The sequence below is a fragment of the Halorussus salinisoli genome (genome assembly GCA_005239435.1).
GTDB lineage: Archaea > Halobacteriota > Halobacteria > Halobacteriales > Haladaptataceae > Halorussus > Halorussus salinisoli.
Window position 1 is genome coordinate 740,855 of record SZNP01000001.1, and the last position, 24,780, is coordinate 765,634.

Below are 24,780 nucleotides of genomic sequence, written 5' to 3' on the forward strand. Positions count from 1 at the left end.
AATGGCATTCGGTGAAACGCGGCAACGGACCGCCAAATACGCAGTCCTCATCGCGCTCGGGGTCGCGTCGCTCGTGTACCACCTCTGGTTCACGCGGACGTACGGCCTCGAGATGAACAAACACATCGTCGTCCACGTCGCCCTCATGCTGCTCGCGACCGGGATCGTCGCCTTCGAACCCGGCGCCGAGACCACCCGCGAACGGGTCGGCAACGCGGTCGCGCTCCTCGAAGGCGTCGCCGGGTTCCTCACCGCGGGGTACATCGTCCTCGGCTACGACCGCATCGTCTACCAGCAGTTGGGCGTCTACACCACCGCCGACACGGCCGCAGGGCTCCTCATCGTCCTCCTCGCGCTCGACCTCTGTCGACGCATCTACGGCCCGATTCTCTCGGTGGTCGGCGTCGTCGGCATCGTCTACGCGCTCTACGGACCCTACTTCCCCGGCCTGTTGCACCACCAGGGCGTCGACCCGCTCCGCTTCATCCAGGGGATCACCGTCGGGTTCGGGAGCGGCGTCTTCGGCATCATCACGAAGGTTTCGGCGACCTACATCGTCGTCTTCATGATCCTCGCCGGCCTGCTGGAGGCCTACGGCGCCCTCGAGTACTTCATCAAGCTCGGCTCGCTCCTCGGCGGCCGCATCCAGTCCGGCATCGCCCAGATGACGACCATCGCCAGCATGGGCATGGGATCGGTCAACGGGAGCGCGGCCGCGAACGCCGCGACCACCGGCGCGTTCACCATCCCGCTCCTCAAGAACCACGACGTCGAGAAGGACACGGCAGCGGCCTTCGAAGCGGTCGCCTCGAGCGGCGGTCAGATCATGCCGCCCGTGATGGGTGCCGCCGCGTTCATCATGGCCCAGATCACCGGCGAGGGATACCTGACCGTGATTACGGTCGGCTTCCTCCCCGCGCTGTTGTTCTACGGAACCGTCTCCATCGGCGTCCACCTGACCACACTTAAGGAGGGCATCACCGACACGGCCGACACGGACGAACTCTCGGAGATGGACACCGGCCAACAGGAACGCAGCGAGGCGCTCGCTTCGCTCTTCGGCTCCTCAACCGACCCTGTTTCGTTCGACGGCGTCTCGGCTCGCCGCCTCCTAGTCGACGGACTCGCGCTCTGGGTGCCGCTTGGAGTCCTCCTGTTCACGCTGGTCGTCCTGCTGTACGAACCTCTCTACGCCGGCTTCTGGGCAATTATCGCCGCCTTCATCGCGGCGTTCCTGCAGGGCATCTTCTTCCGCGACAGATACGGTGTCAAGGACTTCGCCATCGATACGCTCGACGGCTGCGCTCGCGGGCTCGAAAACGCGGCGCCGCTGGCCGTCGCGCTGATGGTGATGAACCTCTTCGTCGGCGTACTCAACCTCACCGGATTCACGCAGACGTTCGCCCAGAACCTCATCGCGCTGTCGGGCGGCATGCTCCCGCTCCTGCTGGTCTTTGCGATGGCCGCGGCGCTCTTGTTCGGCCTCGGCATGCCGACCGTGGCCGCCTACATCACCTCCGTGCTACTCATCGCGCCCGCGCTCACGAACATGGGCATCGACCTGTTGAGCGCCCACTTCTTCGTCTTCTATTTCGCCATCCTGTCGGCGCTCACACCGCCGGTCGCCATTGCCTGCCTCGTCACGTCCGAAATCAGCGGCGGGACGTTCTGGCGGACAGCCAGGAAGTCGCTCGTGCTCGCCGGCCCGCTGTTCGTGCTCCCCTACGTCTTCGTCGTCAACGATAGCCTGCTGTACTGGACCTTCCCCCAGACGATCACGACGTTCCTCGTCCTCGGGGCCGCGTTCATCGCTATGGTCATCAGTTTCGTCAACTACCTCGCTGGCGAGCTCCCGGTCGCGCTCCGCGGTGCGCTCTTCGCCGTCTCGGCGACCGTCATGTTCGCGCCGATTCTCCCCGCCACGCCTCTCGTCCGGGGCGTCGGCGCGATTCTCATCGCGACCATGGTGCTCTGGCGGCTCAACAGCCTTCCCGCGAGCCTCCAGACGCTCCTCGGACAGTCCTCGAACTGAACCTACACCATCCACCAATGCTCGACTACGTCGACCTCGAAACCGACCTCACCGAAGAAGAACAACTCATCCAGCAAACGGCCCGCGACTTCGTCGAAGAGCAGGTCAAGCCCGACGTCGCCGACCACTGGCTCGACGGCACGTTCCCGACCGACATCATCGGCGAGATGGGCAATCTCGGGTTCTATGCATCCAACCTCGACGGCTACGGGCTTCCCAACGTCAGCGAGACGGCCTACGGGCTGTTGATGCAGGAACTGGAGGCTGGCGACTCTGGCCTCCGCTCGATGGCCAGCGTGCAGGGCGCGCTCGTCATCTATCCCATCCATCAGTACGGGAGCGAGCGACAGAAAGACGAGTGGCTCCCGGACCTCGCGCGCGGCGACGCCGTCGGCTGTTTCGGGCTCACCGAGCCCCAGCACGGGTCGAACCCGTCCGCAATGGAGACCGACGCCGAGGAGGCCGACGGCGGCTACGTCTTGAACGGGTCGAAGACCTGGATTACCAACTCCCCAATTGCGGACGTGGCAGTCGTCTGGGCCCGGGACCGCTCGACTGAGGACGACCCAGTCCATGGCTTCCTCGTCGAGACCGACCGAGACGGCGTCACCACCAACAAAATTGACGAGAAGTTGTCGCTCCGGGCGTCCATCACCGGCGAAATTGGCCTGAACGACGTCTGGATTCCCCGGGAGAACGTGTTGCCCGGCGTGGAGGGAATGAAGGGACCGCTGTCGTGTCTCACCCAAGCGCGGTACGGCATCGCGTGGGGCGCCGTGGGGGCGGCCCGCGATAGCTTCGAGACGGCTCGGGAGTACGCCACCGAGCGCGACCAGTTCGGCGGCCCCATCGGCCGGTTCCAACTCCAACAGCAGAAGCTGGCCGAGATGGCGACCCAGATTACGACGAGCCAGCTCCTCGCGCATCGACTCGCGGACCTAAAAGAGCGCGGGGATCTCCGGCCCCAGCACGTCTCGATGGCCAAGCGAAATAACGTCCGGATGGCCCGCGACCAGTCGCGCATTGCCCGCGAAATGTTGGGCGGCAACGGTATCTCGGCCGACTACTCGCCGATGCGCCACATGGCCAACATGGAGACGGTCTACACCTACGAGGGCACCCACGACATCCACACCCTCATCCTCGGCGAGGACCTCACCGGTATCCCCGCCTACGAGTGACCGATGACAGGGGAAGCAAAGCAGCCGGACGGCGACTCCGGGCCGCTCGACGGAATCACCGTCCTCGACGCCTCTCGCGTGCTCGTCGGCCCGTTCTGCACCATGCAGTTAGGTGACCTCGGCGCGGACGTCATCAAGGTCGAACGCCCCGGAACGGGCGACCAGACCCGACACTGGCACCCGCCGCGATACGGCGACGCCGACGAGAGCGCCTACTACATGAGCGTCAACCGCAACAAGCGGTCGGTGACTCTTGACCTCACCGCGCCGGAAGGACGGGACGTGTTCCGGGACCTCGCCCGCGACGCGGATGTCCTCGTCGAGAACTTCCGGGTCGGGAAGATGGAGGAGTGGAACCTCGGCTACGAGCGGCTCAAAGAGGACAACCCCGGACTGGTCTACTGCGGGCTCTCAGGCTACGGCGAGTGGGGCCCGGATAAGGACCGTCCGGCGTACGACGTCATGATGCAGGCCGAGGGCGGCCTTATGAGTATCACCGGCGAGGAGAATGGCGCGCCCGTTCGCGTCGGCGTCGCCATCGCCGACATCGGAGCGGGGATGTACGCGACGCAGGCCGTCCTCGCAGCGCTGTTCGAGCGGGAATTCGGCGACGGCGGCGGACAGAAGGTCGACGTCAGCCTCCTCGACGGCCAGGTCGCGTGGATGAGCTACATGGCGACGAACTACTTCGCGACCGGCGACTCGCCGGGCCGGATGGGAAGCCAACACCCGACCATCGTCCCCTATCAGGCCTACGAGACCGCCGACGGGTACGTCGTTGTCGCGGTCGCGTCCGAGCACATTTGGCCGCGGTTCTGCGAGGCACTCGACCGCCCGGACCTCCTCGCCGACGACCGGTTCGAGACGAACCCCGACCGCGTCGAACACCGCGACGCCCTCAACGCGGAGCTCCGCCCGGAGTTCGCCGCGCGGCCAACCGACGAATTCCTCACCGCGTTCGAGCGCCACGACGTCCCGGCGAGCGACGTCAAGGATATGGAGGCGGTCTTCGAGAGCGACCAGGTGCAGGCGCGCGGCATGCGCGCGTCCGTCTCGCATCCGACCGCCGGCACCGTGGAGATGCCCGGTTCTCCGATGCACCTCTCGCGGACTCCAACGAGCGTCCGACAGCACCCGCCGCGACTCGGCGAGCACACCGCCGAAGTGCTCCACGACCACGGGTACACCGACCGACAGATTGACTCCCTCTACGAGGACGGCGCGCTCGGAGAGCGGTTCGTAGACGGCTGAGAGCCCCCGCGGTGTTCGTTCCTCAATTGAGAGCTACCGACCGTTCCCGCGTTTTCCGTCGTCTCGATAGCCGAAGCAGAGCGTCACTCGTCCCGTATCTGGACTGAGGACGGGACGCCGGCCGAGCCGACTCCAAACGCTTTTCTGACGGTTCAAGTCGGTGGAATACGGAACTGGCGTTCCCGCTCTCCACTCGAAGTTCCGAGTCGGCCGACCCTCTCGAGGCCGGGTTCGGCCCCGAAGGCCTGCGAGCAGCAGTCGAATACGCGAAGCGCCGCGAGATGCCGCCTGCGCGACGCTCGCCGAGGAGTACGGCGGGTATATGCGCTTCGGGGTGGACTAGACGTCCATGACCGCGACGTACGGACCCATCGCCGCCGACCCGCTCGGGTACGAACCCGGCGATTGTGTCGGCCTCTGTCTCGATATCGATGGTACCGTTTACCGGTCGAGTTCCGTCTTCATCGAGACGCTCGCGTTCCTCCCGTACGCCGACGGAATCACGCTGACACCTGCCGAACGACGACACCGCCGCACCGCGTTGACGGCCGTCGCCGAGTACCCTCGACTTGGCCACCGACATGCCCGGCTCCGTCGTTCTCGCTACCCCACTCGCTCTATCGTCGTCGGGATACGTCGAACGCCGGTTTCGACCGGTAATTTGACATTTCGTCACTGTTCCGTTCTGGACGATGCACTCGAAGACTCGACAGAACACGTCGGAACCGGTTCTCGCCGCGCTCGTCGGTGACGACTGTAGTTGGTGCGCGTCGGGAGCGCTGGCGCGCGAGGAGTTCAAGGGCGACGCGGCGGTGGTCTGCAACGAGTGCGGGACGCCCACGGTCCGCGTCTGGTGACTGCCGTCCCCCGCGTTCGCTCGAACGACTGCTCGATTTTCAGAACAGGGCTTCCAGTTCGTCGCCCTCGTCTCGGACGAGACTTTCGAGGTTCTGGTCGCTCTCCTCCTCGATGTCATCGAGGTTGTCCTGGGTCTCGACCGCGATGCCCTGTAGGTCCTTGATTCGGGGGACGTCCGTGACTCCAGACAGGAGCGTCACGGCCGCGACGTGGTCGGTCCCCTGCATCGGGTAGTCGCCGCCTCGGACCTCCATGCTCGCGGTCTCGTTCTCCAGCCACTTCCGGCCGCGTTCGATGCCTTTCCGGTTGAGATAGTCCTGGGGGCCACCGACGACGACCAGCGAGCGGTCGGTGCTTCGGACCTCGCAGGGGAGCGTGAGACGGCCCAACGCGGCCTTCCTGACGAGACTCGTGATGCGATTCGTGGTCGCGGTCGCGTCGAGTTCGTCGTCGGAGAACCGGCCGAGCAGACCGCCGCCCGCGGTCTCGACTTGCTCGGTCGCGTACCCGATGGTCGAGACGCCGCCACACGAGAGCGTGTTGATGATTTCGCTGGAGTCCACGACGCTCTCGGCGACTTCCTGGCCTGCCTGGACCTCCCCGGCTGAGAAGAGGACGCCGAACCGCCGAACGATCTCCTCGTTGATGCGGTCGTAGCCGCCGCGGATTGACTCGCCCGTCTCGCGCCACGCGTCGTTGTCGAACACGAGCAGGTTGTCCACCTCGTCCACGAAGGTCTTGAACGACCGCGCGGCGTTCAGGGTGTAGATACCGCCCTCGTCCTCGGAGGGCAGGACGCCCAGTCCGTACACCGGTTCGGTGTATATGCGCTTGAGGTGGTTCGCGAGGACCGGCGCACCGCCCGACCCGGTTCCCCCGCCCATGCCCGCGACCACGAGGAACGCGTCGATTTCGTGGACCGGAACGTGGTCGATTGCTCCCTGGATCTCGTCGATATCTTCCTCGGCGATGTCCGCGCCGAGCTCGTTGTCCGCGCCGACCCCGTGGCCCTTCACGCGGGCCTGTCCGATGAGGACGCGGTTCTCTTCTGGGATACGTTCGAGTCCCGCGAGGTCCGCCTTCGCGGTGTTGACTGCGATGGCCGACCGAACGACGTTGCTTCCCGTCTCCCGGTCGTACTCTACGAACTTGTCCACTATCTTACCGCCTGCCTGCCCGAAGCCGATCATTGCGAGCTTCATATTTTGGTGCCTCCCTAACGCCGATTTCCGCGAGTTACCCGGCGACTGACCGCGAGTTGTGCCGGGCTTATCGGCTGTATCACGTCACGTCGGGAGTTTTACCCATAGTTATACGGCGGCACACGGGATTTCAGGCTGTGCCATACGAGTTGCGACTCCGGCGAGCGACTGCGGACGGGCGGAGTCCGGCCGTCGGTTCGTCGGTCCACTCCGACCCGTCGTCCGTCGCCACCGCACAGACCATTCCGCTACCGTTGGGCGATTCTCGACAGTAAAGACCGCTTACTGCCGAGCGTTGTTATTGTCTGTCCAACTATTTCCGCGGGCTTCGACGCGCGTATTACGCCGGCGCGAGTAGCCGACAGCATGCGCCAGTTCATCGTCCTCGGTCACGACGCTCCGACGACGCCCGACTTCTCGCTGGACGACCTCGCGGGCGGCGCGGGCCGCCTCGACGTGCTGTGTCGGTGCGTCAACTCCGCGTTCTTCCTCTCGCACGCGATTCGGGAGGACGTGCGGGTCCACCTCGTACTTCGGGACGAGGTGACGATTCGCTTCGAGGGGAGCGACCTCCGGCGACTCAACCCCGACGAGCGGAGTACGGCGGCCCTGATTCGGAACGCGCTCGACGAGAAAGGCGAGGCCATCGGCCACATGGAGGCCGAGAGTTCGCCAGGCGTCCACGTCTCGAAGCGCGGGGTCGAACCGGTGCTGGAGGAGGCCGCCCGCGACGGAACCGTCGTCCAACTCCACGAGGAGGGCGACCCAGTGGTTGACGTGGACCCGCCCGAGAATCCCGTCTTCGTCCTCTCGGACCACCACGACTTCGGCGACGAGGAGGCGTCCCTGCTGGCGGAGGCCGCCGACCAGCGCGTTCGCCTCGGCCCGGAACTGCTCCACGCCGACCACGCGATTACGGTGGCCCACAACTACCTCGACACCGAGGGATTCACGAGTTACTGAGCCTCCGAGGGGAAACCCGCCGTTCCTCTATTTCGATAATTTTTATAAGATTAGATATAAATACGCGGCTACATGGTCGCCGAATCTCTCCGCCGTGATTCACTCCGGACTCGCGCGTCGTCGGTTTCGGACCGTACCGTATTGGCGCTGGTCGCCGCCGCGATTCCGGTACCGCTAGCTATCGGTCTCGGAGTGGCCTACGGTCAGTTGGCCGGTCTCGAAGCCGACCAGTTCGGTACGGTTGCGAACAACGTCAGCTACGGGATTGCCTCGCTGGCCGTGGTAGCGACCGTCTGGGGCCTGCTCTCGGAGACCGAGCGCGACGCCGCGTTCCGGTTCGAGCGGCCGGGTCGCGCGGAACTCGGCTGGACCGCGGTGTGTTTCCCGGTCGGCGTCTTTCTGTTCGTCACCGCGACCGAAATCGCGGCGGCGTTCGGGGCCGAGATGGGCGGGTTCGGCTACACGCTCGAAGACCCGGTGACGGTCGCGGCGGTCGTCTTCGGCGGCGTCCTCGTCGCACCGTTCGTAGAGGAGGTCCTGTTCCGCGGGTTCCTGCTCGGGAGCCTCCTCGGTCGCGGCGTCTCGCCGGTGGTCGCCGGCGTCGTGACGGTCGTCGCGTTCGGTGCCATCCACCTCCCGCTACTCGGCGTCGCGGGAGTGTTCGCAACCACCGTCTGGGCGATTCTACCAACGGTTCTCAGACTCCGATTCGACAACCTCTCCGGGGCGTGGCTCCTCCACTTCGTCAACAACGTCTGGGCCAACGTCGGCGTCGTCGCGCTCGGATTCGCCTGACGGAGGGTCCCGCGTACTCCGGGTAAAGCGCAAGCGACATCCACAACTTCTCGCGCGCGGAACGAACGCCCATGCGAGTCAGCGTCATCGGCGGCGGGACAGTCACCGAAGCGGAAGCCGACACCGCCGAGGAGGTCGGCCGACTGCTCGCGGACGGAGGTCACACCGTCGTCTGCGGCGGCCTCGGCGGCGTCATGGAGGCCGCGTGTCGCGGCGCGAGCGAGGCGGACGGCCGAACCATCGGCATCCTCCCCGGCGAGGACCGCGCCGCGGCCAACCCCTACGTGGACACCGCCATCGCCACCGGCCTGGGCCACGCCCGGAACGCGCTCGTCGTCGTGAACGGCGACGCCGTAATCGCGATCGACGGCGGCGTCGGCACGCTCTCGGAGGTCGGATTCGCGGGCGTGTTCGACCGGCCTATCGCCGGGCTCGGGACCCACGACGTGCCGGGCGTCGAAGCCGTCTCCTCGGCCGCCGACGCGGTGGCGTACGTGGAGTCGGCCGTCCGGTCCCGCGACGATTGAGCAATGTATAAGATTATCAGAACTTTATACATATTTCTAAAGGACGCATAATCATTTCCCTGCCGAGGCCGACCGACTCGGCGTCTTTCGCTCGGGCGGCGCGGCGCTCTCGTGCGACCGGGCGACGCCGCCTTCGGTCGGTCGCGCAAATCCGGAAGGATTAAACTTCCGACCCGCTTTGGTTTACCTGCGGGCCGGTGGGGTAGCTTGGTATCCTTCGGCCTTCGGGTGGCCGTAACCGCGATTCGAATTCGCGCCGGCCCACTTTTCCCGCATTTCGTTCCTGTGACCGTGAGTCGGGCGTCCGTGGAGTGAGCGACTTCTCGGCCGGTGAGTTTCAGAGGTGTACAAACGACACCGACCGGTCACAAGCCTCTTGCAAACACGACCCGTCCCAAAACACGTCTCATGAACGTACTCGTAGCAGGTTCCCACGGCCAAGTCGGCCAGCACGTCACCGGGATGCTGGCCGAGAGTGACCACGAGGTTCGGGGGATGGTCCGGGACGAATCACAGGTTTCGGACATCGAGGACCTCGGTGCCGAAGCGGTCGTCGCGGACCTGACGGAAGACGTTACGCACGCGGTCCGGGGGTGCGACGCCGTCGTGTTCGCCGCCGGGTCCGGCGGCGAGGACGTGTTGGGCGTCGACCGAGATGGTGCAATCAACATCATCGAGACGGCGGAGGAACAGGGCGCGGACCGATTCGTCATGTTGAGTTCCATCAACGCCGACTCGCCGGAGGAGAGTCCCGAGGCGCTTCGGGAGTACCTGAACGCGAAAGCCGAGGCCGACGAGCGACTCCGAGAGACCGAGTTGACGTACACCATCGTACGGCCGGGGGCGCTGACGAACGAGGAGGGGACGGGTCGGATTCGAACCGGAGCGGACCTCGACCGAGACGATAGCGAGATTCCGCGCGAGGACGTGGCGGAGACGCTCGTCACCGCGCTCCCGATGGAGAGTACCTACGAGCGTACGTTCGAGGTCCTCGCCGGGACCGAACCGATAGCGGAGGCGTTGGAGAACCCGCTGAACGAGGAGTGAGCGCACTCGGGCGCGAGGCATCGAATCATAAGAAATCTTAATTATACGGCGAACAACGTTTTATGTTTTCAGTAGCATCGCTACACGACGACAAATGGCGACTGCCACAGGCGTAGCAATCCCAGGCCACCGGACACAGCACCCGCTTTCGACAGCACCCCACAGCATCGCCGCAGAACCATGATGCGCGGAGAGGACGCCGCGGACCGCGACGGCCACGAAGACCACGACGGGCGCGAGGACAAATTCGAACCCGCGGAGCCAATCGACGCCGACCGCGAGCGCGGGACGCCGACCGACCGCACAGACGCATCGTCCGACGTCGACGCCACGGAACCGATGCCGCGGACCGACGACCGACTCTCCATCCCGCTCGAAACCATCGCGGTCCTGAACTGGCTCGGCGAGGTCGGCGTCGACGGCGTCGAGTCCCGACTCCGGAAGGTCGCCGCCGACGATCTGACGGTCGAGACCGAGCAGGTCAAAATCGGCTACGCGGGACCGGAGACCATCCTCGACCAGTTCGGCGTCGAGGACCGCGCCGGTGCGCGCGTCCGGATGCGCGAGCCGTTTTCGGGGACCATTTTGGTGCTGTTCCCGGTCAGGAGCGCGAACCGTGCGGCGTCGCTCATGCTCCAGCGAGCGGTCGAGGACGCCGAATCGGTGGTCTCCACCGAGATGGGTCGGGACGCGCTGACCGAACTCTGCAACGTGATGGCCAACGGGTTCGTCGACGAGTGGGCCGAGACGTTCGACACGCCCATCGACACCGGCCCGCCCGTGGCGGTCCAGAACCCCCAGATGACGCTCATCCACCACATCTTCTCGGTCTCGGACGTGGGGCTGTATCTCACGTCTCGGTTCCGCATCGCGTCGGACGACATCGACGCGACCATCTTCGTCTTTCCCGGCGAAGCGGAGTTCGTCACCAAGATTTCGCAGGTCAGCCCCGAGGTCGTGGACCGATAGCTCCCGTCCGGCGTACTGCATCCGCTTTCGCCCGGACGAGACTCTCCGACGGGGACCTTCCAGTGGGAACTCCCAATGGGTACCCTCCAGTGGGGACCACCGATGGAGCCATCGTCAGGCGTCGAACTCGTCGGCGAGTTCGCGGAACGTCCCTATCGTCAGGTCGGGGTCGGTGTCGTACGGCCCCCAGAGCGTGTCCTGACGATTCACCCAGACGCCGTGCATTCCCGCGTGCATCGCGCCCGGAACGTCCCACCAGCCTGCGGCCACGAAGGCGATTTCGTCGGTCGGCGTTCCGATGCGGTCTGCGGCGTGGCGGTAGAGTTCGGCCTCCGGTTTGAACCGCTCGACCTCGTCCGCGCTAATCGTCGCTTCGAGCAGGTCGCCGATGCCCGCGTGGTCGACCATGGATTCGAGCATCTCCTCGTTGCCGTTCGAGACGACGTAGAGGTCGTAGCCCGCGTCCCGCAACCGCTCCATCCCCTCTCGAACGTCGCCGAAGACGTCCAGTTCGTGATACGTCGAGAGGATCTCCTCGCGTTCGCTCTCGTCGAGGTCGACGCCCTGCGCGTCGAGCGCCCACTTCAGCGCGTGGCGAATCAACTCGTAGAACGAGTGGTACTCCTCGATGGCGTTGCCCACCATCGCGTACTCCAGCGACCGATTTCGCCAGCGCGTGGCGACCGCTTCGGGGTTGTCGACGTACTCCGATAGCGGCTCTTCGACAGTGGTAACGTCCACGATGGTTCCGTAGGAGTCGAACGCGATCGTCTCGACCGCGTCGGTGTCGAGCGCCATGTTGGGTGTACGTTCACTCGGACGCCGAAATAGCTTCCCGCCGTGACGGTCCGGTCCTCGTACAGAGTTCGCGGCGCCGAACCGGGGTTCACACGACTTTTACCCCTCGCGTTCCTCCGGTCGCCAATGACAGAGTCGTTCGACTTGCCGGTCGATTCCGCCGAGGACGCCGCCGAGCGCCGGGACGAGGTCGTCGCTCGGGTCCGCGACCACGCCGGGACGATCGCTCGAGAACTCGCACTTCTGCAGGGCGGCGACTATGGCAAGCAGACCTTCGAGACCGACGACGGCGAGTGGACGGTCAAGTACGAGGCGGGCGACCTCCAGTTTCTCCTCTTCGAGGGCCGGAAGGCCGAGACCTACGTCGTCTCGACCCACCAGCCACCGGACCCCGAGGACCTCTCGGCCGCGATGACCGACTACGACGCCTTCGTCGCGGCGTTCAACCGTTACGTCGGGTCGCTCGACGGTGTGTTGGACGACGTGCCCGCCGAGTTCCCGGAAGTCGCCTCCACCGAGTCGGTCGTGGCCGAACGCCGGCGAATCCTCGGCCGCGTCCGCGACGTCGCCGACCGGATGGCCCGCCAACTCTCTCGGTACGAAGGCGGCGACTACGGGTCGTTCGCCGCGCGCGTGGCCGGAAACCGATGGGAACTCAAGTGGGAGGACGGCGAAACGTCGTATCTCCGGGTCGGCGGCGAAGGCGGCATCTACCTGCTCTCGCAGTACCAACCGCCGTCGGCCCACGACGTGCGCAACCTCGCCGAGGACGTTCCGACGTTCGTGGAGGCGTTCAACGACCACGTGGACGACCTCGACGCGAGTCTCGAACACGTCTCGCTCTGAGTAACTCCCTCGAAAAAAGCGGATTTCGTCGTTCGCCGAACCGTCAGACCGCCGGTTGGCCGCCCGCCGACCCGCCGCCACTGCCGCCGCCGTGGTACGACGCGTCGCCGAACGCCAGCATCGGGAAGAACACGAATGGCAGGAACCAGAGGCCGACGCCCCAACCGACGCCTTTGCCGAACGCTTTCGCGATGCCGACGTGCATCTTTCCGATAGCGTAGAGGTTGGCGATCGGGATGATCATCAACAGGAGGTACCAGCCCGGATTGTCACCTATCTTCAACATAACGTAGGTGTTGTAAATCGGGATGAGTGCCGCCCAACCGGGTTCGTCGGCCTTCTCGAACACCTTCCACATGCTCGCGACTATCAGGACGAGGAATCCGAGATAGCCGACCACCAGCATCGTGCCTGCGATATCTTGTGCCATGATTGAGTGTGTCAACCCACATTTATTGCAATAGTTTATAAGTTCTTCGGGGTTTTATTTAGTCGGTAACAGACTTGGTGCAGGCGTAGCGACCGAAAGGCCAGGGTTACTCCGCCGAAAGTAGTCTCCTCGCGGCCCGTTTGAGAATCGTCAGGCCGAGCGCGGCGTCTCCGAGGTCGATACACTCGTCCGCGGTGTGGGCCTGCGCGAGTTCGCCCGGGCCCCAGATGACGGCCGGAGTCCCGACCGCCACGAACTCCCGGGCGTCGGTCGCGGCTTCCAACCCCCACGGCGCTTCGGGTGCGTCGGCCAGTTCGGCCGAGAGGTCGCGGAACTGCGCGGCGAGCGCGTGGTCCGAGGCGATTCCGGCGGAGGCGTAGTGCTGGACGAGCGTCAGGTCGGTCTCGACGCCAGCCTCGCGCTCTACATCCGCGAGCAGGTCTTGGATTTCCGCTTCGACCTCTCCGAGGGTCTCGTCGGGCAGGATGCGCCGGTCGAGCAGGAACTCGGCCCGACCGGGAAGCACCGCCATGTTCGAGTCGGTCCCGGCCTCGAACTCGGTCACGTTCGCGTACGCCCGGCCGACGAGGGGGTCCACGCGCCCGCGCACGCGGTCGTCGTACTCGTCTATCGCCGCGAGGACGGGCCGGGCGGCGTCTATCGCGTTGGTGCCCTGGTCGGGCCGACTCGCGTGGGAGGCCGACCCGGAGACGCCGACGCGGTAGGTCACGACTCCCTTGGCGCTCGTGCCGACCCGGAAGTCGGTCGGTTCCAGCACGACGGCGTAGTCGCCGCCGTAGCCTTCTTCGACGAGCGTCCGGGTGCCGGGGTCGCCGGTCTCCTCGCCCATCGCGCCGTGGAACACGAGTCTTCCGTCGAGGTCGCCGTCCTTGATTTCGGGCGCGAGGTCCCGGAGGGTCAGCATGGCGAGCGCGATATTGGTCTTCATGTCGGCGCTCCCCCGGCCGTAGAGTCGCCCGTCTTCGACGGTCCCGGCGAAGGGGTCGTGGCTCCACTGGTCGGGGTCGCCCGCGGGCACCACGTCGAGGTGGCCGTTGAGGACGAGCGTGGGTCCGTCTTCGCGTTCACCTACTTCTGCGACCGCCTGCGCTCGGTCGGCGTCGGGCTTTTCCACGAGGCGAGCGTCGATGTCGCGCTCGGTGAACCACTCCACCACGAACTCGGCGCAGGGTCGTTCACCACCCGGCGGGTTCTCGGTGGGTATTCTGACGAGTTCGGCCGCGAGGTCGGCGAGTCGGGGGTCCGATCGGTCCGTCATCGTGAGTACCCTCGTCTTCGACCCCCGGTGCGTTAGTACTCCCGGTGAGTCGGGGGCGTTTCGACTCGGCCACTTCGCTCCGTCATGACCCGCCGCGGCCGAACAGTCGGTCCACGACCGCCACGTCCGGTCGGCCGAACAGATTCGACGTCACGAGTGACTATCGACCGTACGACACCGGTCCGGAAAGTCACGACGGCGGCCGACCCGGCCCCGTTTCCACACCTTGATAAGGGATTGGCTTCGTGGGTTACAGTAATTGAGATGACTCGGACCTGCGCGAAAATGAATTCGGGGACGGTCGGTGGTGGCCATGTCTGAGACCGAAGCACTCGACGGACGCCAGGGGACGCCGCGACTGGTCGTGGTCTGTGGCCTGCCGGGCGTCGGCAAGACCACCGTCGCAGAGGACATCTCCGACCGACTCGACGGGCGACTCCTCCGGACCGACGTAATTCGCAAGGAGATTCTGTCCGACCCCGACTACACCGAGGAGGAGGCCCGGATGGTCTACCGGGAGATGTTCGACCGCGCGCGCGAGAGTGTCGAAGACGGCGAGAGTGTGGTCCTCGACGGGACGTTCAAGGACACCGTCTACCGCGACCACGCGACCGACCTCTCGGAGTCGCTGGACGCCGACTTCCGACTGGTCAAAGTCGAGTGCGCCGCGGAGGTAGTCCGGGACCGCATCGAGAGCAGAGAGGGCGACGAGAGCGACGCCGACTTCGATGTTCACGCCATGTACCGCGAGCAGTTCGACCCCATCTCGCTGGACCACGTTACCGTGGACAACTCCGACGGGATGGCCGACACGCTCCGGCAAGTCGACCAGAAGTTCTGAGACTCGGTGGGACAGAGATGGAATAGTTCTAACAATATCTTCCTGCCTTTAAACTCCATAGATATCTCTGAAGGAACAGTATACGTATCTTAGCTGACTACCCGGCGCGTGTTGTCCTCCGGCGCGGGGCCGCGCTGTGCGGTTGGGGTGGACTCGGAGTCGGCAGTAGCTACCTCCTTCGCGACAGTTCAGGCAGTAGATGGTCTTTGGGCGAATCAGACACCGACGATAGAGAATCCACTACCTTTTTGCTCCGGTGATGACCACCGAGCAAAGACGAATGGTCGCCGAGCAACTCGACGCGCCCGACCCCGAAACCCTCGTCGCCGAGGCGAAGGCGGCGTTCCGGGACGGCGCGATGCTGACCGTGCAGGCCCGCTGTGAAGTCGAATACGAAGGCCGGACCTCCGGCTATCTCGGGCCGGGCGACCGGGTTCTGGTCGCCAAGCCCGACGGGACCTTCCTGGTCCACCAGCCGACCGGCCACAAGCCGGTCAACTGGATGCCCGGCGGGGGAACCGTCTCCGCGCGCACGAGTGAAGATGATGCGGTGCTGCTCGCGCGGCGCACGAACCCGAGCGAGCGCGTGGAGGCCCGGATTCTGGACGCCTACGGCCTGACGCGCTTCGACGCCACCGACGGCGCGACCTACGAGGAGTCGGGCACCGAAGCCGAGATGCACGAGTACATCGAAGCGAACCCCGACGTGCTGGAGGAGGGCCTCCGCATCGTGGAACACGAGCGCGAGAGCAAGTACGGCTTCATCGACTTCTTCGCCCGCGACGAGGAGGGTACCCCGGTCGTCGTGGAGGTCAAGCGAATCCAGGCCACGCTGAACCACTTCGACCAACTCCAGCGCTACGTCTCGCTGTACGAGGAGCGCGAGGATTCACCTCGGGAAGGCGGTGTGACCGCCGGAAACGAGACCGTGCGAGGGATGCTCGTCGCGCCCGACGCGTCCGAGCGCGTCCAGCGCGCGCTCCGGGACAACGACCTCGAATTCGTGGCGCTCTCGAAGTTCGACACCGACGCGAAGGGGTCGATGGAAGCGAAACTGACCGACTTCTAACCGACGACGGCGTTTCGGTCTCGTCCGATTGGTAGAGATTTCCGACCTCGACCGACCGGTAGAGCGTTTCGACTTCGACGACGGCCGGGTGGTCGGAACTGTTTTGTATAGTAACTCGATTACCAGACAATACTAAATGAGCCGAGGTGATTCGACAACATGACCGACGAAGACGACGGCGCGAGCGGTGCAGACGAGGAATCGCTTCCGGAGGGTGCGACCGTCGGGAAGGGACTGCTCGACGTCGAGATGGGGCCGAGTTCGGCGATGGCCCACCTCTACCGCGGGGAGATACACCGGATGAAACTCTGGCGCGAGCGCCTCGACAAGACGACCAACTGGGCCGTCCTCGTCATCGCGGCGATTCTGACGTGGGCGTTCTCCAGCGCGCAGAACCCCCACTACGTCGTGCTGGTCGGCGGGGCGGTTATCTCGCTGTTCCTCGTCGTGGAGGCCCGTCGGTACCGGGCCTACGACGTCTGGCGCTCTCGGGTCCGCACGCTCCAGGAGAACGTCTGGGCGTACGGTCTCGACCCGTCGAAGGGTCTCGTGGACAAGAACTGGCGGGCCCGCCTCGCGGACGACTATCGAACGCCGACCCTCAAAATCACCGCCGAGGAGGCCATCGCTCACCGTCTCCGCCGGGTGTACCTGCCGATGTTCACGGTCCTGCTGGCGGCGTGGGTCATCCGCGTGGTCGCGTTCGCTCCGCGACCGTGGCCCGCGAGCGCCGCCATCGGCCAGATTTCGGGGGTTGCCGTGACCGCTGTCGTGGTCATCGCCTACGTCGCGGCGGCCGTCGTCGCGTTGCGACCCCGTACCTGGCACGCCCGCGACGAACTCCGAACCGAGAACCTGCGGCGGTATCGGTGAGTCGTCTTCGTCCGCACCGACCCGCCGTACTCCGCGTTCCAACGAGAGAATAACAAAGGCCGACCGAGTGCAAGCCGCGGTCGATGTACTCGCTCGAACAGTTTCGGCAGGGGGTCGAGAATCCCCGCGCCGCGCTTCGGGAACTCAATCGGCTCTACTGGACCCGCCTCGGCGAGCGCGACTACAACACCGACGGCACTGCGCTCTTCGACGAGGACTGGGACAACTGCCTGATTCTCGACGGCTGTCGGTACGACGCCTTCGCCGACGTGGGCCGGAAGTTCGACCTCGAAGGCACCCTCGACTCCCGCGAGTCGAGGGGGTCGGCCACCGCCGAGTTCCTGCGGGGGAACCTCGACGGCCGGGACCCGACCGACACCGTCTACGTCACCGGTTCGACCATCTTCTATCAGGAAGCCGTCTGGAAGGAGCGCCTCGACGCGGAGTTCCACGAAGTCGTGGACGTGTGGGGCGAGGCCATCAACTACGGCGACGACGGCGTGCCGCCCGAACCGGTCGCCGAGGCCGCCCGTGAGGCCGCCGACGAGTTTCCGAACAAGCGCCTGCTGGTCCACTTCGTCCAGCCGCACGCCCCGTACCTCGGCGAGACGGGCAGGGAGGTGTTTCCGGAGTATCGGCCCAATCCCCTCGCGGACAAGTTTCTCGGCCGAATCGACGTGTCCGAGCGCGTCCTCCGAGAGGTCTACCGCGAGAACCTCGAACTCGTACTGGGCGAAGTCGAAGCCCTCCTGGCGGACCTGTCCGGCAAGTCGGTCGTCACGGCCGACCACGGGATGCTGTTGGGCGAGCGCGAGTTTCCCGTCCCGATTCGGAGCTACGGCCACCCCGAGCGAATCTACACCGACGAGATGGTCGAAGTCCCGTGGTTCGTCATTCAGCAGGGCGAGCGAAAGGAAATCGTGGCCGAGTCCTCGGCAAGCGCCTACCACCAGAAGCAGACCGAGGAAGTGGACGAGCAGGCCCGCGAACACCTACGACAGATGGGGTATCTGTAGCGTTCGCTGGCCTTCTGCGACGTCAGTCGCGGTAAATCGGTCAAACGACTCTTGGTTTTCGAGCGTGTTCTTCGAATCGGATATGAGGAACCGTTCGACGGACCATCGTTCTCGATGTGACCGTTCTGATACATGACCACTAACTGGTCGAAGTGGTTCAAAGGGGAGAACGCGCTGTTCCCGTGGCTGACTCGGCGACAACGTCTCGTCTTGGTCTACGGTTTCGTCATCGTGGCGATAATTCTCATATATACCGTCCTCTACAACTACGGGATGCGGACGCTGGAGGGACACGACCACTCGATGTTCCGGTCGCTTCAGACCGTCGTAGAGACGATGACTACGACGGGATACGGCGCGGACTCCCCGTGGTCGTCACCGATAATGAACGTATTCATCGTCTTCATGCAGTTGACGGGCGTCGTCATCGGGTTCGCCACGCTCCGGGTGCTGGTCATCCCCCTCTTCGAGCGCGCTCCCCTCGACCTGAGCGACCGCCTGACTTCGAAGGACGACCACGTCGTCGTCTGCGAGTACCGGCGCGACACGGGCGTTCTGCTCGACGAACTGGAGCGACTGAACGTCGACTACGTGCTGATCGAGTCCGACACGGACGAGGCCAAGGCGCTCTCGGACGACGGCTATCAGGCGATTCACGGCGACCCCGAGGAGGTCGAGACGCTCGACCGCGCGATGATAGACGACGCCAGCACCCTGGTCACGGACGCTGGCGACCGCAACGCGAGCGTCGTCCTGACCGCTCTCCGGCGAAACGAGAACCTCCGGGTCGTCGCAGTCACCGACACGCCCTCTCACGACGGAGCGCTGCGGGAGGTTGGCGCGGACGCCGTGGTGTCGCCCGACGCGCTCATCGGCCGCCGACTGGGCCAGAAGACCAACGCGTGGGCCGAAGCGCCGGAGGCGATGGGGGACGCGACCGTGGGGGACGCCCGTATCCGGGAAGTGCTGGTTCGGCGCAACAGTCCGCTGGCGGGCGTCCAAATAGAGGACACTGCCCTCGCCGGTCACTCCGATCTCACGCTCGTCGGGGCGTGGATAGACGGAGACCTCCGACTGCCGCCGGACCCGACCGAGACCGTCACCCCGAACTCGGTGCTCATCGTGGTCGGAACCGAGGATGCCATCGACGACCTTCAGGAGTTCGCGGCCGGAGTCCGGCCGCCTCGGCGTCACTCGAACGTAATCGTCGCGGGGATGGGCGTCGGCGGCCAGGCGGCCTACGACGCGCTGGCCGAGGACGTCACCGCGACGACCATCGACCGCGAGGACGGCCGGAACGTGGACGTGGTGGGCGACGTTCTGGACCCAGAGACGCTCGAGTCCGCGGGTATCGAGGACGCCAGCGCGCTCGTCGTGACGGTCGACGACGACTCGACCGCCATGCTCGCGGTCGCCATCGCCCGCACACTCACCGACGACATCGAGATTCTGGTCCGGGTCGACAGCACCGCGAAATCGCCCACCGCGTTCGACGCCGGAGCCGACTACGTCCTCTCGACGCAGCGAGTCAGCGCCCGCCTGCTGGCGCGAGAGCTCCGCGGCGAAGACGTTCTCACTCCGGTCGAACAGCTTCGAGTCGTTCGCACGGACACCGCGGCGTTCGCGGGTCGGACGCTCGACGAGATGAACGACGAGTCGGACACGGAGTACGTCTTCGTCGGCGTGGAACGAGACGGGGAATTCGTCGTCGACGGGTCGACCCGAATCGCGTCCGACGATAGGCTCATCGTGGCCGGGTCCGACGCGACGATTCGAGAGTTCGAGCGCCAGTTCGCGTGAGCAGTCGTCGGTCCAGCCTCGCGCGGAAATCCCCCGAGGTCGACCGCTACCAACGCCCTTTTCGCCGCGACGCGTCTACGCCTCGCCAATGACTGCCGCCATCGAAGTCGAGGATCTCCGAAAGCAGTACGAGGGGGTACGGGCGCTCGACGGAGTGTCGCTCTCGGTACCGGAAGGGAGTTTCTTCGGCCTGCTCGGGCCGAACGGCGCGGGCAAGACCACGTTCATCAACATCCTCGTGGGGCTGGTCCGGCGGACCGGCGGCCGCGCCGAGGTGTTCGGTTACGACGTGGAGGACGACTACCGCGAGGCCCGCGACGCCATCGGCCTCGCGCCGCAGGAGTTCAACGTCGATCATTTCTTCCCGATTCGGGAGGTGTTGGAACACAAGGCCGGCTATCACGGGATTTCGGGCGACCAGGCCCGCGAGCGCGCCGACGAGGTACTGAAGCAGGTCGGCATCTATGACAAGCGCGACACCCGGTTCAACTGGCTCTCGGGCGGGATGAAGCGCCGGTTCATGCTGGCGCGGGCGCTCATCACCGACCCCGACCTGCTGATTCTGGACGAACCGACCGCAGGGGTGGACGTGCAGTTGCGCCACGACCTCTGGGACCTCATCACGGAACTCAACGAGTCGGGGACCACCATCCTGCTCACGACCCACTACATCGAGGAGGCCGAGCGCCTCTGCGACGAGGTGGCGATTCTGGACTCGGGCAACCTGCTGACGGTGGCGACGCCGGAGGACCTGATGGACCGCGGGCCGGACAAGATTCGGGTCACGCTCCGCGACGCGCCCGCAAGCGTTCCCGACCTACCCATGTTCACGGGTCGCGGGACGCAGAGCGAGGGTCGCATCGACGGAGTCGAGATGGACGGCAAGCAGTTGGTCGTGACCGCGACCAGAGGCGGACTGGTCGCTCCCGACCTCGTGCGGGCGCTCGACCGCGCGGGCCACGAAATCGTGGACTTCGACATCTCCCGGACCTCGCTCGAAGAGGTATTCGTGGACATGACCCGCGAAGGGGGAAGCGACCAGTCGGCGGAAGCGGTCGCCGCGGATGGCGGGTCCGAGCGGACGGACGGCGAACTGGGGCAGACGAACGACGAACTGGGAGGTGCGCGAGAATGAGTTTCGTCTCCGGACTCACCGGCTTCAAGACGCTCGTGCGCCGGGAAATCCTGCGATTCCTCCGGCGGCCTCGGAACACCTTCGTCCCGCCGTTCGTCACCAACGTCCTCTACTTCTCGGTGTTCGGGGTTATTCTGGGCGACCGCGTGGGCGAAATCAGTATCGGCGCGGGCAGTGAGCCGATTCCGTACATCCTGTTCATCCTGCCCGGTCTGGTCGTGCTCGGAGCCATCTCGAACGCCTTCGAGAACGCCTCGTTCTCCATCTTCCACGGGCGCTGGAACGACTACATCGAGGAGACCCTCACATCCCCGATGTCCTACTCGCGGATGGTCGTGGCCTACATCGTCGCGGGTGCGACCCGCGGCCTGCTCGTCGGGTCGCTCATCGCGGTCATCGGCGCGTTCTTCACCTCGGTCGGGGTCGCTCGGCCCCTCTACCTCGTCGCGTTCGCGGTGGTCATCACGCTGCTGTTCTCCAGTTTCGGCGTCGTTGGCGGTCTCTGGGCCGACGACTGGGACAACCTCACGATGATGAACCAGTTCATCGTGCGCCCCCTCGTCTTCTTCGGCGGGGTGTTCTACGCGGTTCGGGAACTCCCCTCGCCCTACTACGAACTCTCGCTTTTGAACCCGATGGTCTACATGGTCAACGGGGTTCGGTACGGCTTTTTGGGCGTCTCCGAGGTGGACCCCAACTGGTCGCTGGCGGTCCTGTCGGGCCTGACCGCGGCCATACTCGCACTCGACATCGTGCTGTTCAAGCGCGGGTACGGGCTGACGGACTGAGGGGCAGGGTCGGGCGCTCCTCGGCTCGTCTCTCCTTCTCCGGCGCTACTGCCACCTTCCATCCCGGCGCGCGCAGTTCTGCGCGCGCCCGACCGCGCGAGGGACGAGGACCGCAGCGTAGCGAGGACCGCAGGAGGACGGGGAGGTACGAGGCCGGCAGTCGCGGTGCTGTGCTGTGCAGTTGCGGTCTTCCTTTGCTCGAGCCCGAAGCCAGCTCCTCCGCAGTCACCCATCACCACAACTACCAATCACCATAACTACCTATAACCACAACTACCCAACACGATTCACCTTCGCGGCGTCTCACTCCACCCGAAACCGTCGCTCCCGGCCTTCACCGTACATGTTCTTCAGCCCGCCGCCCTCGCCACGGGCCTCGGCGTAGTAGGTGTACGACCCCGCAGGTAGGTCCGAGAGCGTCGCCGAGAACTCGCCCGAGTCACCCTCATCGTCGATTGGAACGTAGTCGGTCCAGTTCTTCTCCCCGTCCTCGCGCTGGTAGAAGAAGTGGCCCGTCACCTCGTCGTAGGCGTCGAGGCCCCGCGCGGTCCCGTGGAGCGTCACCGCGCTCCCGTCGTCGCTGGTCTCGGGGGCCAGCGTCTCCACGCGCAGGCAGTTGGTCGATGGACCCGAGCAGGGGTCGCCCGCGGTCACGGCGAACGTCTCGCTGACCCGGCGCGACTGGCCGTCGTAGTTCGTGAGGTACGCCTCGGCCCGGTACTCGTAGGTTCGGCCGGGTTCGAGGCCCTCGGCGGTGGCTTCGAGGTACACGTCCTCGGCGAGCGGGCCGGTCTCAGAATCGAGTTTCCGCCACTCTCCGCCTCCCGCGCTCGTCGCGGCACTCGCGTCCCCTGCGGCGTTCGAGTCGTTCGGGTTACTCTCACCGCCCGCCCGCTTCGGTCGGTAGAAGAGGACGACTTCGACCTCGTAGTCGGTGACGTACTGCGATTCGGCGGAGGCCCGGAAGGTGACCGCGGTGTCGCCGATCTCGGCGGGTCGGGCGTAGACGCCGCCCAACTGCCATCGCTGTCCGACGCCGGGTTCGCCCGAATCCTGCGCGGCGGTCGTGATTCCCATGCCTGTCGTGCCAGCGACTGCGTAGCCGAGCAGTTCGCGTCTGCTGAGTGCCATCACTTCCGGCGACTCTCCGGAACCGTCATGAACCCGCGTCACCGTTTCGGAGGAAATACCGGATTTCTCCCTTCCGTTGTCCGGTAAGCCCTGCTTTCGACGTCGTTTCGGGTGTTTTCACGGTTCGCGACTGGCCGCCCGGCGCGAGGGTAGGGAAGTGTATTCGATTCCGAAACGATTAGAAAAATCTGTTTACCTACACTATTTATTTCCCTCTCCACGTCACCGCGCGTTGGCGCGACGCATAGGTGCGTCGCGCCAGCACGCTGTGCGGCCGTACGTCGCACCGGCACGCTGAACCGGTTTGTTCGCGGTCCGCACTCGGGTTCGACAGTCGCGGGTCGCTATCCGCCGGTCGCCAGCGAGTCGAGCGCGTCGGAAACCTGTCGCAACAGCATCTCCGGAGCATCGACGTCGTGGCGCTCGGCGACCCACGCGGGGTCGTTGTAGGTGACGTTGACCGACCCGTCCTCGGCCTCCCAGACCAGCATCTTCTGGGGAAGGTCGATACCCGCGGTCTGACTCCGTCGCATGAGTCGCGTCCCGATTTGGGGGTTCCCGAAGACGAACAGGGTCGTCGGGCGGAGGTCCATCCCGACCGACTCGGCGTTGCTCGCGTGGTCCACGGTGGTCACGAGCGTCATGTTCTCGCTCTCCTCGATGCTCGTCCTGATTCGCTCGACCGTCGCGCCGAAGTCGTCGTCGCTCTGGACCGTGACGAGACCGTCCTCCTCGTCTCCCTCTGCGGTCGTGGTCTCCTGTCCGGCCGCGACGCCGGTGAAGGCGAGACCGCCCGCGAGCCCGGTCGCTCGAAGGAACGTGCGTCTGTCGGTGTCTCTCATGACTCGTCGGAGAGAACACTGCCGGACGGTTAATTATCTGGAGGCTATGGGACCGAAACGACGGATTTGGACGGGTCAGTGGACGACTGGCGGTTTCGACTACTCCTCCCACGGTTCGCCGCCCTGCTGGTCGCCGAACAGTTCGCGCATCAGCGTCACGATGCTCTCGGGCGGGAACTGGCCGCGTTCGGTCACGATGGCGTCCACGTACCGCGGCGGCGTCACGTCGAACGCCGGGTTCTCGACGGTGAATCCGTCGCTGTCGAGGTCGCCCTCGATCTCTTCCTCCTCGTCGAGGCCGAGGACCTCGCGCTCGTCGCGCATCTCGATTTCGACCGTGTGGCCCGTCATCGTGTCGGGATGGAGTTTGAGCGTCTGGGCCGCGACCATGATGGGGACGCCGCGTTCGCGGGCGTTGACCGCGAGCCCGGAGGTGCCGATTTTGTTGATGACCGACCCGTCGGCCGCGATGGAGTCCGCGCCGACCAGCACGTGGTCGGCCTCGTCCAGATACCGGCGGGCGGCGTTGTCCACGACGAGCGTGACGGGCACGCCCATCTCGCGGAGCCATCGGGCGGTGATGTGGCCCTGCTTGCGCGGCCGGGTCTCCTTGACGATGGCGCGAATCTCCTTGCCCTGTTCGAGCGCCTGCTCGACGCACGAGAGGGCGTCGGTGGAGTGGCAGTGAGTCATCACGGTGTCGCCGTCTCGGAGGCGGTTCGCACCGATTCGGCCGAGGTTGGCCTGGGCCTGGTCGAGTTCGCGCTGGAACTCGCGGGCGCTCTCGACGGTGCTTTCGCGGAGTTCCGCGACCGTGTCCCCTTCCATCCCGCGGAGGACGTATCGCAGGGCGTTCGGGAGGCTGACCGCGGTGGGTCTGGTCTCCCGGAGGTGGCGACCCGCGGCGCGCATCTCCGCCCGGAAGGCCTCGGGCGTTTCGGCGTCGCTGTGTTCGGCCTGGTCCGCGAGCGCCTCGGCCGCGGCGTCGGCGATGGTCGCCGCGCCCCGGATTTCCATCTCGGCGATGTCGGCCGCGACGTCCGCGACGGTCGGGTGGACCTCGGCGTCGGATTGACTCATAGCTGGTACGTACGGACTAAGACAAGA

General features: G+C 65.6%; 24 protein-coding genes and 1 tRNA gene. 18 read left to right on the forward strand and 7 right to left on the reverse strand.

Annotated features, from left to right (window positions below; all coding sequences use genetic code 11):
• Position 1: 1 nt before the first annotated feature.
• From E2484_RS08055 to E2484_RS24840, 4 genes are all read left to right on the forward strand, one after another.
• Positions 2 to 2,032, forward strand: a complete 2,031-nt coding sequence (locus tag E2484_RS08055; RefSeq protein ID WP_137284685.1) for a TRAP transporter permease — start codon at positions 2 to 4, stop codon at positions 2,030 to 2,032.
• 17 nt (positions 2,033 to 2,049) lie between these two features.
• Entirely contained in the window at positions 2,050 to 3,213 is a 1,164-nt protein-coding gene (locus E2484_RS08060; RefSeq protein ID WP_137284686.1) for an acyl-CoA dehydrogenase family protein, read from the forward strand.
• A gap of 3 nt (positions 3,214 to 3,216) precedes the next feature.
• Positions 3,217 to 4,464, forward strand: a complete 1,248-nt coding sequence (locus E2484_RS08065; RefSeq protein WP_137284687.1) for a CaiB/BaiF CoA transferase family protein — start codon at positions 3,217 to 3,219, stop codon at positions 4,462 to 4,464.
• A gap of 692 nt (positions 4,465 to 5,156) precedes the next feature.
• Positions 5,157 to 5,321: an HVO_A0556 family zinc finger protein gene (locus E2484_RS24840; RefSeq protein WP_170977271.1), complete on the forward strand. Its 165-nt coding sequence runs from the start codon at positions 5,157 to 5,159 to the stop codon at positions 5,319 to 5,321.
• 39 nt (positions 5,322 to 5,360) lie between these two features.
• Here the strand turns inward: E2484_RS24840 and E2484_RS08070 are convergent, their stop codons facing one another.
• The gene (locus E2484_RS08070) at positions 5,361 to 6,524 is read right to left on the reverse strand and encodes a tubulin/FtsZ family protein (RefSeq protein ID WP_137284688.1); all 1,164 of its coding nucleotides are present in this window, start codon (positions 6,522 to 6,524) and stop codon (positions 5,361 to 5,363) included.
• 366 nt (positions 6,525 to 6,890) lie between these two features.
• On the opposite strand from E2484_RS08070, the gene trmY reads away from it, so the two are divergent.
• The 6 genes from trmY (at position 6,891) to E2484_RS08100 (ending at position 10,825) form a co-directional block, all read left to right on the forward strand.
• Complete coding sequence (gene trmY / locus E2484_RS08075) at positions 6,891 to 7,487, forward strand: tRNA (pseudouridine(54)-N(1))-methyltransferase TrmY (RefSeq protein ID WP_137284689.1); 597 nt, start codon at positions 6,891 to 6,893, stop codon at positions 7,485 to 7,487.
• A gap of 72 nt (positions 7,488 to 7,559) precedes the next feature.
• On the forward strand, positions 7,560 to 8,282 hold the full coding sequence (locus tag E2484_RS08080) for a CPBP family intramembrane glutamic endopeptidase (protein WP_137284690.1): 723 nt from the start codon (positions 7,560 to 7,562) through the stop codon (positions 8,280 to 8,282).
• Positions 8,283 to 8,353: 71 nt separating this feature from the next.
• Positions 8,354 to 8,809 carry a TIGR00725 family protein gene (locus E2484_RS08085; RefSeq protein ID WP_137284691.1) on the forward strand — a complete coding sequence of 152 codons (456 nt, stop codon included), beginning with the start codon at positions 8,354 to 8,356 and terminating at the stop codon, positions 8,807 to 8,809.
• 191 nt (positions 8,810 to 9,000) lie between these two features.
• Positions 9,001 to 9,073, forward strand: a tRNA-Pro gene (locus E2484_RS08090).
• A 144-nt stretch (positions 9,074 to 9,217) separates the two neighbouring features.
• The gene (locus E2484_RS08095; protein WP_137284692.1) at positions 9,218 to 9,856 is read left to right on the forward strand and encodes an SDR family oxidoreductase; all 639 of its coding nucleotides are present in this window, start codon (positions 9,218 to 9,220) and stop codon (positions 9,854 to 9,856) included.
• Positions 9,857 to 10,036: 180 nt separating this feature from the next.
• The gene (locus E2484_RS08100; protein ID WP_137284693.1) at positions 10,037 to 10,825 is read left to right on the forward strand and encodes a chemotaxis protein CheC; all 789 of its coding nucleotides are present in this window, start codon (positions 10,037 to 10,039) and stop codon (positions 10,823 to 10,825) included.
• 114 nt (positions 10,826 to 10,939) lie between these two features.
• Here the strand turns inward: E2484_RS08100 and E2484_RS08105 are convergent, their stop codons facing one another.
• Positions 10,940 to 11,623: a haloacid dehalogenase type II gene (locus E2484_RS08105; RefSeq protein ID WP_137284694.1), complete on the reverse strand. Its 684-nt coding sequence runs from the start codon at positions 11,621 to 11,623 to the stop codon at positions 10,940 to 10,942.
• Positions 11,624 to 11,749: 126 nt separating this feature from the next.
• Here E2484_RS08105 and E2484_RS08110 point away from each other — a divergent pair, with 126 nt between their 5' ends.
• Positions 11,750 to 12,469 carry a hypothetical protein gene (locus E2484_RS08110; RefSeq protein WP_137284695.1) on the forward strand — a complete coding sequence of 240 codons (720 nt, stop codon included), beginning with the start codon at positions 11,750 to 11,752 and terminating at the stop codon, positions 12,467 to 12,469.
• Between the two features lie 43 nt (positions 12,470 to 12,512).
• Here the strand turns inward: E2484_RS08110 and E2484_RS08115 are convergent, their stop codons facing one another.
• The gene (locus E2484_RS08115) at positions 12,513 to 12,899 is read right to left on the reverse strand and encodes a DUF5684 domain-containing protein (RefSeq protein ID WP_137284696.1); all 387 of its coding nucleotides are present in this window, start codon (positions 12,897 to 12,899) and stop codon (positions 12,513 to 12,515) included.
• 106 nt (positions 12,900 to 13,005) lie between these two features.
• Positions 13,006 to 14,178, reverse strand: coding sequence for a M20 family metallopeptidase (locus E2484_RS08120; RefSeq protein WP_137284697.1), 1,173 nt, complete (start codon positions 14,176 to 14,178; stop codon positions 13,006 to 13,008).
• 313 nt (positions 14,179 to 14,491) lie between these two features.
• On the opposite strand from E2484_RS08120, the gene E2484_RS08125 reads away from it, so the two are divergent.
• The 7 genes from E2484_RS08125 to E2484_RS08155 all read left to right on the forward strand — a co-directional run bounded on the left by E2484_RS08125 (position 14,492) and on the right by E2484_RS08155 (position 21,700).
• Positions 14,492 to 15,019 carry a P-loop nucleotide/nucleoside kinase family protein gene (locus E2484_RS08125; protein ID WP_137284698.1) on the forward strand — a complete coding sequence of 176 codons (528 nt, stop codon included), beginning with the start codon at positions 14,492 to 14,494 and terminating at the stop codon, positions 15,017 to 15,019.
• 280 nt (positions 15,020 to 15,299) lie between these two features.
• Complete coding sequence (gene nucS / locus E2484_RS08130) at positions 15,300 to 16,088, forward strand: endonuclease NucS (protein ID WP_137284699.1); 789 nt, start codon at positions 15,300 to 15,302, stop codon at positions 16,086 to 16,088.
• A gap of 159 nt (positions 16,089 to 16,247) precedes the next feature.
• Positions 16,248 to 16,961: a DUF2270 domain-containing protein gene (locus E2484_RS08135; protein WP_137284700.1), complete on the forward strand. Its 714-nt coding sequence runs from the start codon at positions 16,248 to 16,250 to the stop codon at positions 16,959 to 16,961.
• Positions 16,962 to 17,044: 83 nt separating this feature from the next.
• Entirely contained in the window at positions 17,045 to 17,977 is a 933-nt protein-coding gene (locus tag E2484_RS08140; protein WP_137284701.1) for a hypothetical protein, read from the forward strand.
• 132 nt (positions 17,978 to 18,109) lie between these two features.
• On the forward strand, positions 18,110 to 19,777 hold the full coding sequence (locus E2484_RS08145) for a potassium channel family protein (RefSeq protein WP_137284702.1): 1,668 nt from the start codon (positions 18,110 to 18,112) through the stop codon (positions 19,775 to 19,777).
• An 88-nt stretch (positions 19,778 to 19,865) separates the two neighbouring features.
• Positions 19,866 to 20,912, forward strand: a complete 1,047-nt coding sequence (locus E2484_RS08150) for an ABC transporter ATP-binding protein (protein ID WP_137284703.1) — start codon at positions 19,866 to 19,868, stop codon at positions 20,910 to 20,912.
• Positions 20,909 to 21,700, forward strand: a complete 792-nt coding sequence (locus E2484_RS08155) for an ABC transporter permease (RefSeq protein WP_137284704.1) — start codon at positions 20,909 to 20,911, stop codon at positions 21,698 to 21,700. Before E2484_RS08150 ends, E2484_RS08155 begins: the two co-directional genes overlap by 4 nt.
• 303 nt (positions 21,701 to 22,003) lie before the next feature.
• Here the strand turns inward: E2484_RS08155 and E2484_RS08160 are convergent, their stop codons facing one another.
• From E2484_RS08160 to E2484_RS08170, 3 genes are all read right to left on the reverse strand, one after another.
• Positions 22,004 to 22,831 carry a hypothetical protein gene (locus E2484_RS08160; RefSeq protein ID WP_137284705.1) on the reverse strand — a complete coding sequence of 276 codons (828 nt, stop codon included), beginning with the start codon at positions 22,829 to 22,831 and terminating at the stop codon, positions 22,004 to 22,006.
• Between the two features lie 344 nt (positions 22,832 to 23,175).
• Entirely contained in the window at positions 23,176 to 23,673 is a 498-nt protein-coding gene (locus tag E2484_RS08165) for a DUF302 domain-containing protein (protein WP_137284706.1), read from the reverse strand.
• A 99-nt stretch (positions 23,674 to 23,772) separates the two neighbouring features.
• Positions 23,773 to 24,753 carry a ribose 1,5-bisphosphate isomerase gene (locus tag E2484_RS08170; protein ID WP_137284707.1) on the reverse strand — a complete coding sequence of 327 codons (981 nt, stop codon included), beginning with the start codon at positions 24,751 to 24,753 and terminating at the stop codon, positions 23,773 to 23,775.
• Positions 24,754 to 24,780: the final 27 nt, after the last annotated feature.

Coding starts and splice junctions, on each gene's coding strand:
- E2484_RS08055 (WP_137284685.1), top strand. CDS start 2: ATGGCATTCGGTGAAACGCGGCAACGGACCGCCAAATACGCAGTCCTC.
- E2484_RS08060 (WP_137284686.1), top strand. CDS start 2,050: ATGCTCGACTACGTCGACCTCGAAACCGACCTCACCGAAGAAGAACAA.
- E2484_RS08065 (WP_137284687.1), top strand. CDS start 3,217: ATGACAGGGGAAGCAAAGCAGCCGGACGGCGACTCCGGGCCGCTCGAC.
- E2484_RS24840 (WP_170977271.1), top strand. CDS start 5,157: ATGCACTCGAAGACTCGACAGAACACGTCGGAACCGGTTCTCGCCGCG.
- E2484_RS08070 (WP_137284688.1), bottom strand. CDS start 6,524: ATGAAGCTCGCAATGATCGGCTTCGGGCAGGCAGGCGGTAAGATAGTG.
- trmY (WP_137284689.1), top strand. CDS start 6,891: ATGCGCCAGTTCATCGTCCTCGGTCACGACGCTCCGACGACGCCCGAC.
- E2484_RS08080 (WP_137284690.1), top strand. CDS start 7,560: ATGGTCGCCGAATCTCTCCGCCGTGATTCACTCCGGACTCGCGCGTCG.
- E2484_RS08085 (WP_137284691.1), top strand. CDS start 8,354: ATGCGAGTCAGCGTCATCGGCGGCGGGACAGTCACCGAAGCGGAAGCC.
- E2484_RS08095 (WP_137284692.1), top strand. CDS start 9,218: ATGAACGTACTCGTAGCAGGTTCCCACGGCCAAGTCGGCCAGCACGTC.
- E2484_RS08100 (WP_137284693.1), top strand. CDS start 10,037: ATGATGCGCGGAGAGGACGCCGCGGACCGCGACGGCCACGAAGACCAC.
- E2484_RS08105 (WP_137284694.1), bottom strand. CDS start 11,623: ATGGCGCTCGACACCGACGCGGTCGAGACGATCGCGTTCGACTCCTAC.
- E2484_RS08110 (WP_137284695.1), top strand. CDS start 11,750: ATGACAGAGTCGTTCGACTTGCCGGTCGATTCCGCCGAGGACGCCGCC.
- E2484_RS08115 (WP_137284696.1), bottom strand. CDS start 12,899: ATGGCACAAGATATCGCAGGCACGATGCTGGTGGTCGGCTATCTCGGA.
- E2484_RS08120 (WP_137284697.1), bottom strand. CDS start 14,178: ATGACGGACCGATCGGACCCCCGACTCGCCGACCTCGCGGCCGAACTC.
- E2484_RS08125 (WP_137284698.1), top strand. CDS start 14,492: ATGTCTGAGACCGAAGCACTCGACGGACGCCAGGGGACGCCGCGACTG.
- nucS (WP_137284699.1), top strand. CDS start 15,300: ATGGTCGCCGAGCAACTCGACGCGCCCGACCCCGAAACCCTCGTCGCC.
- E2484_RS08135 (WP_137284700.1), top strand. CDS start 16,248: ATGACCGACGAAGACGACGGCGCGAGCGGTGCAGACGAGGAATCGCTT.
- E2484_RS08140 (WP_137284701.1), top strand. CDS start 17,045: ATGTACTCGCTCGAACAGTTTCGGCAGGGGGTCGAGAATCCCCGCGCC.
- E2484_RS08145 (WP_137284702.1), top strand. CDS start 18,110: ATGACCACTAACTGGTCGAAGTGGTTCAAAGGGGAGAACGCGCTGTTC.
- E2484_RS08150 (WP_137284703.1), top strand. CDS start 19,866: ATGACTGCCGCCATCGAAGTCGAGGATCTCCGAAAGCAGTACGAGGGG.
- E2484_RS08155 (WP_137284704.1), top strand. CDS start 20,909: ATGAGTTTCGTCTCCGGACTCACCGGCTTCAAGACGCTCGTGCGCCGG.
- E2484_RS08160 (WP_137284705.1), bottom strand. CDS start 22,831: ATGGCACTCAGCAGACGCGAACTGCTCGGCTACGCAGTCGCTGGCACG.
- E2484_RS08165 (WP_137284706.1), bottom strand. CDS start 23,673: ATGAGAGACACCGACAGACGCACGTTCCTTCGAGCGACCGGGCTCGCG.
- E2484_RS08170 (WP_137284707.1), bottom strand. CDS start 24,753: ATGAGTCAATCCGACGCCGAGGTCCACCCGACCGTCGCGGACGTCGCG.